Here is a 15,175-nt window from a genome sequence, read left to right on the forward strand (position 1 = left end):
CCACGGGTGGGAGAGAGCATGCCGGAGATCAATTTTAGAATTCTGGGGAGCGGGGCCGTTCCCGTGCTGCTGCTGGGCGCGATGCTGGCGGGTTGCGGGGACGCCGGAGAAACGATCACGCGGCTGACGGTGGGGTCGGCGGGGCCCGATCCGTACACGGTGATGGCGAACACCGACCGGCGCGAGATCAAGCTGAGCACGAGCAAGGGCGGGACCAAGGACGGGAACGCGCCGGGCCTGTACGGGGGGACGCGCCAGGCGGCGAGCTGCGATCCGGCCAAGCTGATCGCCTTCCTGCAGGCCAATCCGGGCAAGGCGAAGGCGTGGGCGAGCGTGCACCGGATCGGGACCGGCGACATCTCGGGATTCGTCGGGCGGCTGACCCCGGTGCTGCTGCGGACCGACACGCTGGTGACCAATCATGGCTTCAAGGGCGGCAAGGCGACCCGCGGCACGGCGGTGCTTCAGGCTGGAATGGGCGTTCTTGTCAACGAATACGGCGTGCCGGTCGTGAAGTGCAATTGTGGCAATCCGTTGACCCAACCGGAGAAGAAGATCTCCACGGGGGGCGCCGAGTACACCGGGGCGTCGTGGCCCGGATTCTCCAAGCGCGGGGTGACCAAGATCCGAATTCGGACGACGGTCCAGGCCTTCGTGCTGGTGGATCCGGAGGCGACGATCGGCTTCGACCGGCCGGTCGCGACGACCGGGGGCTCGGACGGGCCGCCGGAGGAGCTGCCGGTGGAGTCGACACCGACCCCCGATCCGTCGGATTCGGGCAGCATGGATCCGAGCACGCCGCCGGTCGATCCGAGCGATCCGGGCATTCCTTCCGGCGAACCGGGTACCGAGCCTCCGCCGGTGACCGAGACGCCCGGGGACGGCGGCGAGCCGGCGCCGGACGGCGGGCCGGTCTCGGAGCCGCCGCCCGCGTCGATGGACGCGCCGCCGGAGCCGGGCCCGTCCTGAGGGCGGGCCGGCGGTAGGCTACATTTGCTCATATGAGCAGTGATTCAGACGTACGGACCGCCGACGACTGCGCGATCCGTGTGGTCGACCCCGCCAAGGTCGGCATGGTCACCGCGGCGATGCCGGCCCCGGACAAGATCGCCGAGCTGGCCCAGATCTTCGGGCTGCTGGCGGATCCGGGCCGGCTGCGGGTCATCACGGCGCTGCTCGAGGGCGGCGAGATGTGCGTGTGCGACATCGCGGCGGCCTGCGGGCACAGCGAGTCCGGGGTGTCGCACTCGCTGCGCCTGCTGCGCGCCCACCGGGTGGTCCGGGTACGGCGGTCGGGCCGCCGCGCCTACTACCGGCTGGACGACTCGCACGTGCGGATGCTCCTGGACGTCGCGCTCGCCCACATCGGCCACGAAGAGGAGGCCGTATGAGCGGGCACGACTCCAAGCCCGGGTCCGGCTCCAGGTCCGCCTCCAGGCACGGGCACGATTCCCAGCCCGCGCGCGAGGCCAAGCACGGGCACGGGCATGGGCACGCCGTCTCCGCCCACGCAGACCGGCGCTACCTGACCGCCGCGCTGGTCCTGATCCTGGTGTTCATGACCGGCGAGGTGGTCATCGGGCTGGCGGCCCAGTCGCTGGCGCTGATCACCGATGCCGCGCACATGATGACCGACGCGTTCGCGATCGCGCTGGCGCTGATCGCGATGCGGATCGCGGCCCGGCCGCCGCGCGGCGGCTACACCTACGGGCTGCGCCGTACCGAGATCCTGTCGGCCCAGCTCAACGGCCTCACGCTGATCCTGCTGGCGGCCTTCTTCGTGTACGAGGGCATCGGCCGGCTGCTCGACCCGCCGGACGTGGACGGGCCGCTGGTGTTCTGGACGTCGCTGGCCGGGATCGTGGTGAACGTCGCCGCGACCTGGCTGATCAGCCGGGCGGACCGGCGCAGCCTGAACGTCGAGGGGGCGTTCCAGCACATCCTGAACGACCTGTACGCGTTCATCTCCACCGCGATCGCCGGGCTGCTGGTCTGGACGCTCGGCTTCGCCCGGGCCGACGCGATCGCCTCGCTGGTGGTGGCGGCGCTCATGCTCAAGGCCGGGTACGGCCTGCTGCGCGACGCCGGGCGGGTGCTGATGGAGGCGGCGCCGGCGGGCCTGGACCCGGCCGAGATGGGCACCAGGCTGGCCGACCGGCCCTGCGTCGAGGAAGTCCATGACCTGCATGTGTGGGAGGTCAGCTCCGGCTACCCGGCGCTGTCGGCGCACGTTCTGGTGGAGCCGAAGGGCGACTGCCACGCCGTACGGCGCGATCTGCAGGTGCTGCTGCGCGAGTCGTACGGGATCACGCACACGACCCTCGAGGTCGATCATGTGGACGACGAGTTCCACTGCGAGGATCCGCACGGTCCCCGGCACGTGTCCGGGTGGGCCGGGCCGCACGAGCACATCGGCGACCGGCCCTGCGAGCACTGAGGGCCGGCCGAGCAGCCGACTGACCGGGCCGACCGAGCCGGCCGGTGGAGCGGGTCAGCTGAGTACGGGCGTGAGGTGCAGGAGTTTGGCGGGCGCGTCCCAGCAGACGGTGCGCAGCCAGTCGTCGCCGAAGTCCAGCCGCGCCAGGGCCTCCAGCTGGTGGGCGTACTCGTACGGGATGTTCGGGAAGTCGCTGCCGAGCAGCACGCGGCCCGCCGTGCCGAAGTCGCGCAGCCGGGGCATCAGCTCCGCCGGGAAGTGCCCGAGGCCGCCGAAGAAGTCGGTGAACGCCATCGTGGTGTCGAACCGGACCCGGTCGTACCGGTCGGCCAGGTCGAAGAAGCCCTCGAACTCGGGGGCGCCCAGATGCGCGATGATCGCCGGCAGCCGCGGATGCCGGCGCAGCACGTCGCCGAACGGGCCGGGGCCGGTGAACCCGTTGGCGACCGGCCCCGAGCCCGCGTGCACCACCACGGGCACGCCGGCGTCGGCGAGCAGGCCCCACACCTCGTCCAGTTCGGAGGCGCGCGGGTCGAAGCCGCCGACCTGGAGATGGACCTTGAAGATCCGGGTCCCGGCGTCGATGGCACGGCGGACGTAGGACAGGGCCTCGGGCTCGGGGTAGAGGGTGCCGGTGGGTACGCACTCGGGGACGCGGGCGGCGAACGCGGCCGTCCACTCGTTCAGGGACTCGGCCATGCCGGGCTTGTGCGGGTAGGCGAGGGACGTGAACGCGCGCACGCCGAGGGCGCGCAGCTGCGTGATCCGTTCCTCTTCGGGCACCTTGTAGTGGATCGGCCAGTCGGCACCGATGAGCGGCCCCGCCGAATCGAAGTATTCCCAGACCCGCGACATCAGCCGCGGCGGCATGAAGTGGACGTGCACGTCGATGACGCCGGGAAGGCCCAGCGCGCGCCAGAAATCCGGCACGTCGGCGTCGGAACCCGGACCGCGAACAGAACGAGACTCAGCCACGGACCGGACCCTATCCGCTCGGGATCCCCGGTTGGGGCCCGGGCCCGGCCAAACGCTCGCTTGGTCACCTAAACCGGGCTCTGATCAGCGGTTTCAGGTTATCTCACTCAGTAGGATGGGCAGTGCCGCATGCAGTTCGCGGCCCCAGTACGACCAGCGGTGGGTACCGGGATAGAAGTGCGTCGAGACCGGGATGCCGAGCTTGCGGAGCTTGCCGGCGAAGTCCTGGGTGACGTGGTGGGCGAGCGCCTCCAGGATGTCGGGCCCCGGGCGTGCGGCCCGTGCGCCGCCGCCGGGCCTCGGGTCGTACGGGCCGGTCGTGCCGTCGCCGGAGCTGACATAGAGGCGGACCCCGGCGAGCCGGTCGGCCAGGTCGTACGGGTTGTGGTGGCGCCACACCAGGCGCTGCCCGTCCGGGTCGCCCCACAGGTCGTTCCAGGCGGCCAGGGAGCCGCCGATCTCGACCGAGAGCTGGACCAGGTCGGGCATGTCCAGCCCGGCCGGATCCCGGTGCAGGGTGTTGAGTGCGCCACTGAACGAGGCGGCCGCCCGGAACAGCCCGCGATGCCGCGCCGCGTACGCCAGCGCGCCCATCCCGCCCATTCCGGCACCGGCGATGGCGCGTTCGGTGCCGGCCCGATATCCGCGTTCGAGAATCTGCCGCAGTTCGGCCAGATGGAACGTCTCCCACTTGGGCGGCCCGCCGCCGCCCTGATTCCACCAATCCGAATACGTGGCGCAGGGCCCGCCGTCCGGCATGACGACGATCACCTCCTGCTCGCCCGCGATCCGTTCGAGATCGGTGTGGACGGACCACGAAGCGTGGTCGGCCGAGGTGCCGCTGCCGTGCAGCAGCCACAGCACGGGCCAGGTCCGGGCCGCGTCCCGTGACCAGCCGGGCGGCAGCAGCAACCGCACGTGCGCGATTCCGGCCAGGACGGGCGAGCGTACGGTCAGGTCGAGCAGCCGGGGACCCGGCGAGCGCTCGCCGACCACCGTGGCGCCGTCATCGGAGGCGGGAAGGGCCGACGGCGCCGGTCCACCGGGCGCGATGGAGGCCAGCATGCCGGCCGTTCCCGCGAGCAATCCCGCGGCGGTGAATCCCCTACCGAGCAGGCCTCGTCGCCACATATTTTCGCCCCACCCATTCCAACGCAGCATTAACCGAAATATCCCCAGATTCGGCGCCGCTTCAACGCTCGGTAACGGAATATAAAATACCTGTCATGGGCCGGGTCCCGAGCCGTCCCGGTAGGGTGTGGCCGGACCTGAAGGGAGACGACCGGTCGAGATGCGGAGCAAAGCGGAACTGCAGTCGGCGATCCGTGGCACGGGCCGCGCGGTTCTGATGATCAACGTGCGGTCCCGGCGCGGCCGCCGGCTGTACGGCACCGCCCGGCGGCTGCTGGACGTCGCCGGGCTGGAGTTCGCCGAGGTCTTCCCGGTGGACGATCCCGACCGGCTGGGCGAGCTGTTCGAGAAGGTGCTGGCGATCGAGCCCGACCTCGTGGTGGTCGGGGGCGGCGACGGCACGATCGCCGAGGCGGTCGGCCATCTGGCGCACCGCGACATCGCGCTCGGGGTGCTCCCGCTGGGCACCACCAACAACTTCGCGCGCAGCCTGGAGCTGCCGCTCGACCTCCCGGGCGCGGTCCGCGCGCTGCGCGACGGCAAGGTCGCCGACGTCGACGTCGGCTGGTTCGAGGCCACGCCGCCCAGCGGCGCCGCCCCCGCGGGGGACGTCCCGGCCGGCGACTCCGGTGTCGAGGGCCAGGCCGAGCACATCTTCGCCAACATGATCAGCATCGGGCTGTCGGTCAACGTGGCCGAGCAGGTCCCGCACGAGCTGAAGCGGGCCATCGGCCGCGCCGCGTACGCGGTGACGGCGGTCCGGCTGCTGCCCCGGCACGAGGCGTTCCGGGCCACGATCCGGATCGGCGACGAGACGTACGAGATGGACACCCACCAGCTCAACGTGGCCAACGGCGCGCACCACAGCGGCACCCGGATCGCCCGCGACGCCAGCCCGGACGACCGGCTGCTGGCCGTCTACCGGCTGGGCGACCGGCGGCGGCTGCGGCTGGCGTCGGCGACCGCCCGGCACGTGCTCACCGGGCCGCGGCGCTCACTGTCCGAGGACGCCTTCCTCACCACCGACCACGTGCACATCAGCACCGAACCGCCGATGCAGGTGGACGTGGACGGCGAGATCAGGGGCCGTACGCCGATGACGATCCGGCTGCTCGGCAACGCGCTGCGGGTGATCGTCCCGCAGTCCTTCGTCGACACGTAGGCCCGGGCGGCGGCCCGGGGTGGCGGCCCGTCCGGTGCACCGTGCGGGCGCCCGGTTCACGGCGGCCGGAGAGGGCAGGCCTAGCGGCATGAACGCCACGATTCTCGCGGGGCTCGACCCCTTCGACCTCTTCGACACCGAGGCCGCGCGGCTGGACGCCTATTTCAGCGGCCTGACCGGCCCCGACTGGGACCATCCGTCGCGCTGCGAGGGCTGGTCGGTCCGCGACGTGCTCGGCCATCTGGCCGGCGAGGAGCTCTACAACCACGCCTGCCTGGACGACGATCTCGACGGCCTGTTCGCCCGGCTGGAGAAGGAGGGCGTCCAGGACCTCGGCGGGTTCAACGAGTGGTGCGTACGGCAGCGGCGCGCGCTGCCCGTCGAGGACGTGCTGGCGGAGTGGCGCCGCGAGAACGGCGACACCCGGCGCCGCATGCGCGAGCTGGGCGGCAACGCGACGCTCACGACGATGGCCGGGCCGTACGCGGTCCCGCTGCAGACCCTGCACTACTCCTCGGAGTACGCCACGCACGCCGACGACATCGGCGTCCCGGTCGAGCACGGCGAGGAGCCCGACCGGACGGCCTGGCGCGCCAGGGTCGGGATCTTCGTGCTGGACGAGCAGGACTCGCCCGTCCGGGTGGAGGAGATCGCCGGCGGCTACCGGGTGGAGCTGGACGAGGAGGTGGCCGAGCTGTCGGCGGCCGACTTCGTGGACGCCACGACCGGGCGGCTCGGTGCCGGCCACACGCTGGGCTCCGAGCTGCGCAGCGCCCTGGTCTGCCTCGCCTGACCGGCCCGCCGGCCAGGCCCTTGCTCAGGCCTTGGCGGTCCGGGGCGACTCCCCCGCCATCACGTACGCGCCGTTCCGCAGCCGCTCGATCAGGCCGCGCGTCCACTCGGCGGCGGTGTCGGCCGAGTACACCCACCAGCCGAGCAGCTCGTTCAGATGATCGAGCGGCTGCGGCTCGCCGCTCTCGTCCTCCAGGTGCGGGACGACCGAGGCGCGCCACTCGGCCAGCCCGTCCAGGCGCCGCCGGAACAGCTCGATGGCCTCGTCCCGGGGCAGCTCGGTCAGGAAGCCCAGCGCCGCCGACAGCAGCTCGGGACGCCGGACGTCCACCTCGACGACGGCGTCCCGCAGCAGCCGCAGGAACTCCGCCTCGCCCCGTTCGGTGATCTCGTAGTCGACCCGGGGCGGCCCGGCGTCGCTGTCGGCGATCTCGTGCGGGCGCAGCAGCCCTTCCTTGCCGAGCTGCTTGAGCGCGTGGTAGATCGAGCCGGGATTGACGTTGGCCCACTCGTCCGATCCCCAGGACAGCAGCTCCCGGCGGATCTCGTACCCGTTCGCCCGCCCGGAGGCGCGCACCCCGCCCAGCACCAGCAGCCGCGTCGCCGACATCGTCTCCCCTGTCCGCCCTGAAGTCGTCCGGCCAGGTTAGGGCGTCGCCGGGAATCAGCCGGAGTCAGCCGGCGCTGATCGTCGCGATCTCGGCCAGATCCTCCGGGGTGAGCCCGAGCCCGGCGGCGGCGACGTTCTCCTCCAGGTGGGCGGTGGACGAGGTGCCCGGGATGGCCAGCATCGCCGGCGACAGCGCGAGCAGCGCGGCCAGCAGCACCTGGGCCACCGTGGCGCCGTGCCGCCCGGCGATCTCCTTCAGCTCCGGGGCGTCGGGCAGCCCGAAGCCGCCCAGCGGGAAGTACGGCGCGTACGCGATGTTCTCGCGCTCGCACAGCCGCAGCATCTCGGTGTCCTGCGGCTTGGTCACATCGAACCAGTTCTGCACGGCGGCGACCGGCGCGATCCGCCGGGCCTCGGCGAGCTGGGCCGGCGTGACGTGGCTGACGCCGAGATGCCGGATCAGCCCCTCCTCGCGCAGCCCCGCCAGGATCTCGAACCGCTCCCCGATCGATTCGCCCGCGGGCGGCGCCAGGCCGCCGGGCCGCAGGTAGACCAGGTCCAGCCGGTCGCGGCCCAGCTCGCGCAGGTTGCGTTCCACCTCGGCGCGCAGCATGCCGGGCTCCAGCTCGCCGGTCGGCACGGGGTCCCCGGGCCCCTTGTACGGTCCCACCTTCGTGGCGACCACCAGGTTCTCGTCGTACGGGGACAGCGCCTCGCGGATCAGGTCGTTGGCGGCCAGCCCGTCGCGCTCGTAGAAGGCGGCGGTGTCGATGTGGTCGACGCCCAGCTCGACCGCGCGGCGCAGCACGGCCAGCCCGTTCGCGCGCTCGTTGGCCGGGCCGTCCAGCGCGCTCGCGGGCAGCCGCATCGCGCCGAAGCCCATCCGCGCGATCCGCAGATCGCCGCCCAGTGTCCAGTTGTCCCTGCTCTGTTCGCTCATGTCCGCCACCCTGCCGGGCGAGCGGCCCGGGACCGCGCCGGTGGCAGCTTGCTGCCAGGATTGACCGGTTCGCGAGCGCCGACGAGACTGGAGCGCGATGAGCACCGACCAGGACGTGAACGTGACCCTGCGCGGCGAGGTGGAGCTGGCCGAGCGGGCCGGGCATCTGTTCGGCCAAGCCCGCGAGGAGTTCATCTGCGCCGCCACCGACCTCAACACCTGGGTGATGCCGGAGGTCCGCGAGCAGATCCTGGCCTCCCGCTGGGAGGCACCGCCCGAGCTGCGGGTCTGCAAGCTCTACAACGCGCAGGCGCTGGCCACCGAGGCCTCCGAGCGGCATGTGCTGGCGATGGCGGCGCGCGGCGTGGAGGTACGGATCTGTACCACCCGGCTGCGGCAGGAGACGATCATCATCGACCGCCGGGTGGCGATCATGGCCGGCCCGCCGGTCCAGGGCGTCCGCACCTACACGGCCGTACGGTCGCCGGACGTGATCGAGAGCATGCGCACGCTCTACTGGGCCACCTGGGAGTCCGCGACCGAGCTGGCCGAGTACCGGCGGGACCGGCCGCCCGCGCTCGGCGAGGAGAGCCTGGAGATCCTGCGGCTGCTGGGCGGCGGCCACAAGGACGAGACGGCCGCCCGCCGGCTCGGCCTGTCGCTGCGCACCTACCGCCGCCGGGTCGCGGAGATCCTCACCCTGCTCGACGCCGACTCCCGCTTCCAGGCGGGCCGCCGCGCGCACGAGCTGGGCCTGCTCAACTGACCCCCGCCCTGGAAGGGCTCAGCCGCCCGCGAGCGCGACCAGCTTGATGAAGACCAGGTCGGGGTCGCCGGTCAGGTCGATCTCCTCGTCCAGTTCCTCCACCTGGCGGTCGCCGGCGAGCATGAAGAAGCCGTTGGACAGGAACGCCCGCTCGGCGATCTCGGCCTGCCGCTCCCAGTCCAGCCGCCGCGCCTCGCGCGGCCGGTAGCCGTTCAGCTCCACCTCCGCCTCGTCGGGCTGGACCAGGCCGTTGAAGCGGTGGACGGGCCGCGCGTTGTGCCGCGCGACCTCCTCGCGGACGCGCAGCCGGATCAGCTCGCGCGCGGTCATCCGGGCGGGCAGGTCGGCCACGTGGAAGGCGGCCGGCGCCTTGCCGGTCGCGGTCTCGTCGCGGAAGGTCACCGCGGACATCAGGCACCTCGCTTGATCTGGGACAGGATGGACGGGTCGTCGATCTTGGCGTCGGCGGCCAGCAGGAGCGCCTTGCTGAGGATCAGCGACAGCCGCTCGTCCTCGAACGGCAGGAACACCGTGCCGCCGCCGCTCCGGGCCGAGACGATGCACAGGTACGCGTCGTCGGGCTCCATCAGGATGTTGCCGCTGCCCAGATGGATCTTGTAGGTGGCCAGGTCGCCCCGTACGGCCAGGAAGCGGCCGACGATCGAGCAGCGATCGGCGATCTTGGTGCGGGGCAGGATCCGGGCCAGCGCGTCCCGCCGGACCTCGGCGGTCGCGGTCAGGTCGCCGACGCTCTCCCGCCGCCAGTAGTCGATGTGGCCGTCCTCGCCCCGGTCGGCCCATTCGGGGTCCGTGGCGATCGACGTCACGCCGACGAACAGGTCCACGTCCCGCATCGCCTCGCTGAACACCACGGCGGGCACCTCGGTGAGCGGCGCGTCGCGCCAGCCGAGGCCCTCGCGCCTGGCCAGCCGCACCTGGTCGGTGGAGCACAGCTCGCGCTCGTCCATCGACTCCACGTAGTCGTGGTGGAACGCCGCCCGCCACTCCCCCGAGGCGAGTGTCCGGTAGGCGACGGACTCGTGACCGCCGTCCCAGGGCCCGAGCATGTCGCTCTTCCAGCCGCGTCCCCTGAGCAGCGCGAACAGCTGCCGGTAGCGCAGGATGTGGGCGGCGTACCGGTTGGAATAGACCCCGGTCGCCACCTCGGCCGGGGTCAGCACGTAGATCTCGCGGAACGCCTGCTTGAACGGCTGCGCGATCCGCCGCTCGACGAGCAGATCGCGCCAGGCCCGGACCTCGTCCGGAGTCGAACGGATCGGATGCCAGAGCCGGACCGGCGCCGCGTCGTCCAGCGCCCACCCACCGGGCGCGCCGCCGCCGGGTGCGCCGTCGCCGGTCGCCGGGAGCCAGGGGCGCCATTCGCCCGCTGCGGTCTCGGCCTCCCAGATCAGGCTCCGGACGAGCGTCGCGGCGATCGGGTGCGAGCCCAGCCGGTCGCGCCACTCCCCGTACGGCATCGCGATCTCGCCCGGCAGCCCGCCCTCCAGCACGCGGGCGAGCGTGGTGACATGCGCGCGGACGCGCTTGACCAGCTCGCGCAGCTCCTTGATCGTGTCGCCGTGATCGCGGCGTACCGCGGCGGGCACCGACTTCAAGGGCTTGCCGCCCGGCCCGTTCCAGGTCAGCTCGACGGACGCGGCGACGGTGACCACGGCCTCGTACTCGCCCAGCGGCGTCCGCAGCACGCCGTCCGGCCCGAAGCCGAGATCGGGCAGCCGGAACGCGACGTCGGCGCGCTCGGCGAGCGCCGCGTCGATCCTCTTCCACTTGCGGTCGAGCTGCTTGGCCACGCCGGCGTGCCGGACGATCCGCCGGACCGCGCGCAGCGAGGTGACCAGCTCGGGCGTGGGGACCTCCTCGGCGGCACGGGCCAGCTCGAACAGCAGCGCCTGCGAGGGCAGCGTCCTGGCGGCCGTCGGCGCGACCGCGACCGCGTGCAGCATCCGGTCGAGCAGCTCGGGCAGCCACGGCTCGTCGCGTTCGAGGGCCAGCCGCGCCCCGCGGCCGAGCACGGCGACCTCGTGAGCGGTGAACGCCTTGTCGGCGGCGAACGGGATCCGCCCGGCCTGGATGTCCGCGAGCCGGGCGCCGGCCTTCTCCAGGGCCTTGCGCGCCACGGCGAGCCGGCCCTTGTCGAGCAGCCGCCGCGCGGCGTCCCGGCGCGGGGCCAGCCAGGTGACGTAGAAGTCGTCGAAGAACTCCGACATGACGGCGAAGCCCTCCACTCCCCAGTCCTCCAGCCAGCGCATCTCGTCCAGGCCGATCGGGCCGTAGTGGGACGCCAGCCGTTCCAGGACCTCGCCGTGGAGGTCGGGACCGGCCAGGATCGCCGTGCCGAGCAGCGCGTACGGGGCCCTTCGCAGCATGTCGGGCTTGTCGATGAGGTACCGGACGATCGGGCGGGCCGTCTCGGAGAGCCCGTCCGGCCAAGGACCGGTGCAGCGCAGCAGCACGCCGAGCCCCAGCCCGATGTGCGCCCCGCCGACCCCCCTTGTGCCGCGTTCGGCCAGCGCCGCGAACACGCGCTCGCACGTATGCGGGCTGAACGTGACCTCCCGGGCGGCGACGGCCTCCCTGATCAGGTTCTTCGCGCTGTAGTTCTCGCCGGCGTACGCGTCGGGGACCAGCGCTCCGAGCTCGCCGTCGCCGATGCGGCCGAGGTCGGGAGGACCGTCGGGAAACGGGTTCTCCGATCTCGGCGCGGCGAGCGCGTCGAGCAGCGCGCGCGCCGGCGGTGAAAGCGGCTCGGCTCCGGTCACCGGTTCCCCTTGATCTGGCTGAGGATCGTCTCGTCGGTGATGCCGCTGTCACCCGCCAGCAGCAGCGCCTTGCTCAGGATCAGCGACAGCCGCTCGTCCTCGAACGGCAGGAACACCTTGCCGGGGCCGCGGCGCGGGGCCGTCACGATGCACAGGTACGAGTCGTCGGGCTCCATCAGGATGTTCGCGCTGCCGAGATGGATCTTGTAGGTGCGCAGGTCGCCGCGGACCACCAGGTAGCGGCCCTCCATCGAGCAGCGGCCGGCGATCTTGGTGCGGGACAGGATGCGGACCAGCGCGTCCCGCCGGACCTCGGCGGTCGCGGTCAGGTCGCCGAAGCTCGCCCGCCGCCAGTAGTCGCCGTGCCGGTCCTCGCCCCGGTCGGTCCACTCGGGGTCGGTGGCGATCGAGGTGACCCCGACGAACAGGTCCACGTCCCGCATCGCCTCGCTGAAGATGATCTGCGGTACCTCGGTGAGCGGCGTCTCGCGCCAGCGGCCGCCGTCGCGGCGCTCGAACCTCACCTGGTCGGTGGCGGCGTACGCGGGCTGGTAGTCGGCCTCCGGGTCGGCGTTCTCATGGAAGAAGACGGCCTGCCAGGCGCCCTCGGCGAAGGTGCCCGTGGCCCGGCCTTCGTGCCCGTCGTGGTGCCGTCCGAGGAAGTTGGACCGCCAGCCGCGGGCCTTGATGAGCGCGAACAGCTGCGGATAGCGCACCACATGGGCGGCGAAGCGGTTGGAGTGGCCGCCGGTCTGCTCCTCGGCCAGCGTGAGCAGGTAGATCTCGCGGAACGCCTGCTTGAACGGCTGGCGCATCTCGTTGTCGGTCACGAACGCCCGCCAGGCCCGTACCTGCGGCGCCGTCGCCCGCAGCGGATGCCACAGCCGGACGCGGGCGCCGTCGGCCGGCCGGGACAGCGCGTCGCCGCCGACCGTCACCAGGACCTCGCCGCTCGGGGTCGCCGCGCGCCAGACCCCGTCGGTGCCCTCGAACTCCCAGATCAGCCCCTGGGTGACGGCACCGGTGATCGGGTGGTCGCGGTAGATGCGGCACCACTCCCCGTACGGCCAGGAGCGGTCGGCCGACATCAGCCCCTCGACCCGGGCCCGCTCGGCGGACAGCGTGCCGCGCACCTCCTTGGCCAGCGTCCTGATCTCCCTGATCTCCGCCGCGTGCGTCGTCTTGAGCGAGGCGGGCACGGTACGGAGCGCGCGGCCCTCGGCGCCGGTGTAGACGAGCCGCACGGTCAGCGGGTCCTCGATCGCCAGCACCGCCTGGTAGCCGCCGAGCGCGCGCGTCACCGACCCGTCCCCGCCGAGGCCGTGGTCGGGAACGCCGCGTTCGAGCAGCTGCCCCGGGGTGATGCCCTGCCGCGCGGCCGCCGCCTCGATCGCGGCCTGCACCTGCTTGCGCGCGCCCGGGTAGCCGAGCTCCTTCTCCAGCGCGCGCAGCGCGTCCAGGGCGCCCGGGCCGGGGAACGCGCCGAGCGCGTTGATCGTCGCGTTGGCCAGCGCGGCGTCCCACAGCTGCTCGCGGGTGGCGCAGCCGGCCCGCCTGATGATGGTGACCAGATCGCCGAGCGTCTCGGCACCGCCGGCCAGCGCGGCCGCCCAGACATGGCCGCGCGCGTCCTCGTCGGCCACCAGCAGCAGGGACGTGCCGCGCATCCGGTGCTGCTGGATCGGCTCGGTCAGCTCCGTCCGCGCGTAGCCGCGCACCGTCCGCCGTACGTACTCGCGCGCTCCCGGCGGCTGCAGCAGCTCCAGCGTGCGGTCCCGCCACCTGCGGCCCGGCCGTACGGCCTGGAGCTTGGCCAGGTGCGCGAAGAGGACTAAGGCGTCGGGCCCCTGGAGCGCCTCGTCCTGCGGCGCGTGCTCGGGGAGGGCGTTGTCGTTCGGCATATGTGGATCTTGGCACGCGGGTCGGACAGAACCGGTCCGGTTCCCCTTCCCGCACGGTGAATCCGCCGGCTGCCTCCTGTTCAACTGACCCATCGGTCACCTACGCTCGAAGAGGCAAAACAGAACGCAATTCGGATCGCGGAACGCGAGGACGGCAGGACGGCACGATGAGCTCTCCGCACGACGTCGTGATCATCGGAAGCGGGTTCGGCGGCATCGGCATGGCGATCCGGCTCAGGGAGCGCGGATACCGGGACGTGGTCGTCCTGGAGAAGGCCGCCGGGCTGGGCGGGACCTGGCGGGACAACACCTATCCGGGCGCGGCCTGCGACGTCCCCTCGCACCTGTACTCCTTCTCCTTCGAGCCCAAGACCGACTGGTCGCGCCGGTTCCCGCCGCAGGAGGAGATCCTCGACTACCTGCACGGCACCGCGCGCAAGTACGGGGTGCTGCCGTGGGTCCGGTTCGGTACGGAGGTCACCGAGGCCCGGTTCGACGAGGACGCCGGGCTGTGGCGGATCTCCACCGGCGGCGGCGAGCTGTCCGCGCGGATCCTGGTCTCGGCGTGCGGCCAGCTCAACCGGCCCGCGCTGCCCTCCATCCCAGGGCGCGAGACGTTCCGCGGCACCTCCTTCCACTCCGCCCGCTGGGACCACGGCGCCGACCTCGACGGCAAGCGGATCGCGGTGATCGGCACCGGCGCCAGCGCGATCCAGATCATCCCCGAGATCGCCCGCCGGGCGGAGCGGCTGACCGTCTTCCAGCGGTCCGCGCCGTACGTCATCGACAAGCCCGACCGGCCGTACCGGGACTGGGAGAAGGCGGTGCTCAGGACCGTCCCGGGCGCGCACGCGCTGAGCCGCGCCCGGACCTACACGCTGCTGGAGTCGCGGGCGATCGGCTTCATCAAGTACCCCAAGCTGATGGACATGGTGGGGCGGCGGTTCCGCGCGCAGCTGAACGAGCAGGTCGCCGATCCGGAGATGCGCCGCAAGCTGACCCCGGACTACCCGATGGGGTGCAAGCGCATCCTCATCTCCAGCGACTACTACCCCACCCTGGCCCGGCCGGATGTGGAACTGGTGACCGACCCGATCGAGCGGATCACGCCGGACGGGGTGCGCACCCGCGACGGCCGCGCGTTCGGCGCCGACGCGATCGTGTACGCCACCGGGTTCGCGGCCTCGGGCTTCCTGGCCCCGATGAAGATCGTCGGACGGAGCGGCCGGGAGCTGAACGAGGCGTGGCGGGACGGCGCCGAGGCCCATCTGGGCATCACGGTCAGCGGCTTCCCCAACCTGTTCCTGCTGTACGGGCCGTACACCAACCTCGGCCACAACTCGATCATCTACATGCTGGAGTCGCAGTTCCGGTACGTGCTGGGCTGCCTGCGCGCGATGCTGGAGGCCGGGCTCGACTGGATCGACGTCCGGCCCGACGTCCAGGACGCCTTCGGCCGCGAGATGCAGGAGCGGCTGCGTTCCACGGTCTGGGACGGCGGCTGCGAGAGCTGGTACATGAACGCCAGCGGCAAGGTGGTCAACAACTGGCCGGGGTTCACGTTCGCCTACCGCCGCGCCACCCGCCGTCCCGATCCGCGCCACTTCGTCGCGCGGCGCGCCGGCGGCCCGGGCGGCCCCGGACACGCCACGGCCGCCTCCGGGACTACCAACGGGTAGCC

The 15,175-nt window shown here is 72.3% G+C and carries 14 protein-coding genes; 7 read left to right on the forward strand and 7 right to left on the reverse strand.

The genetic code is table 11. From position 1 onward, the window contains the following. Positions 1-18: 18 nt before the first annotated feature. From ACH34Q_RS01010 to ACH34Q_RS01020, 3 genes are read left to right on the forward strand one after another with little or no spacing between them, the layout of a single operon-like run. On the forward strand, positions 19-969 hold the full coding sequence (locus ACH34Q_RS01010; RefSeq protein WP_395980745.1) for a DUF6777 domain-containing protein: 951 nt from the start codon (positions 19-21) through the stop codon (positions 967-969). A 32-nt stretch (positions 970-1,001) separates the two neighbouring features. After that, positions 1,002-1,391: an ArsR/SmtB family transcription factor gene (locus tag ACH34Q_RS01015; RefSeq protein ID WP_395980746.1), complete on the forward strand. Its 390-nt coding sequence runs from the start codon at positions 1,002-1,004 to the stop codon at positions 1,389-1,391. Next, positions 1,388-2,437, forward strand: a complete 1,050-nt coding sequence (locus tag ACH34Q_RS01020) for a cation diffusion facilitator family transporter (RefSeq protein WP_395980747.1) — start codon at positions 1,388-1,390, stop codon at positions 2,435-2,437. Before ACH34Q_RS01015 ends, ACH34Q_RS01020 begins: the two co-directional genes overlap by 4 nt. 54 nt (positions 2,438-2,491) lie before the next feature. Here ACH34Q_RS01020 and ACH34Q_RS01025 read toward each other — a convergent pair whose 3' ends face one another. Next, positions 2,492-3,412 carry an amidohydrolase family protein gene (locus ACH34Q_RS01025; RefSeq protein ID WP_395980748.1) on the reverse strand — a complete coding sequence of 307 codons (921 nt, stop codon included), beginning with the start codon at positions 3,410-3,412 and terminating at the stop codon, positions 2,492-2,494. 93 nt (positions 3,413-3,505) lie between these two features. Then, the gene (locus ACH34Q_RS01030; protein WP_395980749.1) at positions 3,506-4,477 is read right to left on the reverse strand and encodes an alpha/beta hydrolase; all 972 of its coding nucleotides are present in this window, start codon (positions 4,475-4,477) and stop codon (positions 3,506-3,508) included. Positions 4,478-4,703: 226 nt separating this feature from the next. Between ACH34Q_RS01030 and ACH34Q_RS01035 the strand changes: the two genes are divergently transcribed. Continuing rightward, positions 4,704-5,705, forward strand: a complete 1,002-nt coding sequence (locus ACH34Q_RS01035) for a diacylglycerol/lipid kinase family protein (RefSeq protein WP_395980750.1) — start codon at positions 4,704-4,706, stop codon at positions 5,703-5,705. Between the two features lie 88 nt (positions 5,706-5,793). After that, on the forward strand, positions 5,794-6,498 hold the full coding sequence (locus ACH34Q_RS01040) for a maleylpyruvate isomerase family mycothiol-dependent enzyme (protein ID WP_395980751.1): 705 nt from the start codon (positions 5,794-5,796) through the stop codon (positions 6,496-6,498). Positions 6,499-6,522: 24 nt separating this feature from the next. On the opposite strand, the gene ACH34Q_RS01045 is transcribed toward ACH34Q_RS01040, so the two are convergent. Both ACH34Q_RS01045 and ACH34Q_RS01050 read right to left on the reverse strand, forming a co-directional pair. After that, positions 6,523-7,107, reverse strand: a complete 585-nt coding sequence (locus tag ACH34Q_RS01045) for a PadR family transcriptional regulator (protein WP_395980752.1) — start codon at positions 7,105-7,107, stop codon at positions 6,523-6,525. A gap of 64 nt (positions 7,108-7,171) precedes the next feature. Next, complete coding sequence (locus ACH34Q_RS01050; RefSeq protein ID WP_395980753.1) at positions 7,172-8,047, reverse strand: aldo/keto reductase; 876 nt, start codon at positions 8,045-8,047, stop codon at positions 7,172-7,174. Positions 8,048-8,144: 97 nt separating this feature from the next. On the opposite strand from ACH34Q_RS01050, the gene ACH34Q_RS01055 reads away from it, so the two are divergent. Next, positions 8,145-8,813, forward strand: a complete 669-nt coding sequence (locus ACH34Q_RS01055) for a DNA-binding response regulator (RefSeq protein ID WP_395980754.1) — start codon at positions 8,145-8,147, stop codon at positions 8,811-8,813. 18 nt (positions 8,814-8,831) lie between these two features. On the opposite strand, the gene ACH34Q_RS01060 is transcribed toward ACH34Q_RS01055, so the two are convergent. Genes ACH34Q_RS01060 through ACH34Q_RS01070 form a run of 3 tightly spaced genes read right to left on the reverse strand, consistent with a single transcriptional unit; the run spans position 8,832 to position 13,494 of the window. Beyond that, the gene (locus tag ACH34Q_RS01060) at positions 8,832-9,224 is read right to left on the reverse strand and encodes a hypothetical protein (protein WP_395980755.1); all 393 of its coding nucleotides are present in this window, start codon (positions 9,222-9,224) and stop codon (positions 8,832-8,834) included. After that, positions 9,224-11,593 (reverse strand): DUF4132 domain-containing protein, encoded by a 2,370-nt coding sequence (locus ACH34Q_RS01065; RefSeq protein WP_395980756.1) that lies wholly within the window; start codon positions 11,591-11,593, stop codon positions 9,224-9,226. The genes ACH34Q_RS01060 and ACH34Q_RS01065 overlap by 1 nt, the downstream gene beginning before the upstream one ends. After that, positions 11,590-13,494 (reverse strand): DUF4132 domain-containing protein, encoded by a 1,905-nt coding sequence (locus ACH34Q_RS01070; protein WP_395980757.1) that lies wholly within the window; start codon positions 13,492-13,494, stop codon positions 11,590-11,592. Before ACH34Q_RS01070 ends, ACH34Q_RS01065 begins: the two co-directional genes overlap by 4 nt. A gap of 167 nt (positions 13,495-13,661) precedes the next feature. Between ACH34Q_RS01070 and ACH34Q_RS01075 the strand changes: the two genes are divergently transcribed. Continuing rightward, entirely contained in the window at positions 13,662-15,173 is a 1,512-nt protein-coding gene (locus ACH34Q_RS01075; protein ID WP_395980758.1) for a flavin-containing monooxygenase, read from the forward strand. Positions 15,174-15,175 lie beyond the last annotated feature (2 nt).

Origin of the sequence: Actinomadura sp. 9N407 (assembly GCF_044326315.1) — a bacterium.
Taxonomy (GTDB): domain Bacteria; phylum Actinomycetota; class Actinomycetes; order Streptosporangiales; family Streptosporangiaceae; genus Spirillospora.